The following is a 573-nucleotide window of genomic DNA, read 5'->3' on the forward strand; positions in this document are numbered from 1 at the left end:
TGGTACGGGTCGAAGCGGTGGGCGGGGCGGGGTGCGGTGGTCGTGGTGGTCATGGTCGGGCCTTCCTGTGCAGCAGTGGGAGAAGAGGAGGGGCGGGGATCGGCGCGAGCCGGTCCCCGCCGGGTGGGCTAGCTGAGCCCTGCGGCGTCGGCGGGGGTGTTGTCGCCGGTGACGACCTGCTCGACCGGGGAGAGCGCGTATCCCCAGGCGGCGGGCTGGCGGAAGTGCTCGGCCGTGCGCTCGTCGCCGCGGCGCCAGGACTCCTTGCTCGTGTGCGCCTCCTGGCCTCCGAGGACGACGGCCAGCGCGACCAGGCGGGCCTTCGCGGGGTTCGCCTCGACGAGCGCTGCGAGGGCGTCGGCGCGGTAGCCGGAGGGGCGCTCGATGCGCAGCAGCGTGTGCGCGAGGTCGCTGCCGCCCGTCATCCCGGAGGACACCGCGAACCGGTGGGTGGTGAGGCCGAGAGCGATAAAACGATCCGCGTCCTTGGGGAGGGTCTTGCGGGCGAGGAAGGTCGCGATCCACTCGCGGCGCACCTTCTCGGCCGCGTTCCACGCCTTGTTGTTGGCGATG

Annotated in this window: 1 pseudogene; it reads right to left on the reverse strand. The window is 72.9% G+C overall.

Going from position 1 to position 573, the window contains the following annotated elements:
• Positions 1-128: 128 nt before the first annotated feature.
• Positions 129-573 (reverse strand): annotated as a pseudogene (locus tag C5C57_RS18285) (chromosome partitioning protein); the annotation flags it as partial.

The sequence above is a fragment of the Rathayibacter sp. AY1C5 genome (genome assembly GCF_002931705.1).
GTDB lineage: Bacteria > Actinomycetota > Actinomycetes > Actinomycetales > Microbacteriaceae > Rathayibacter.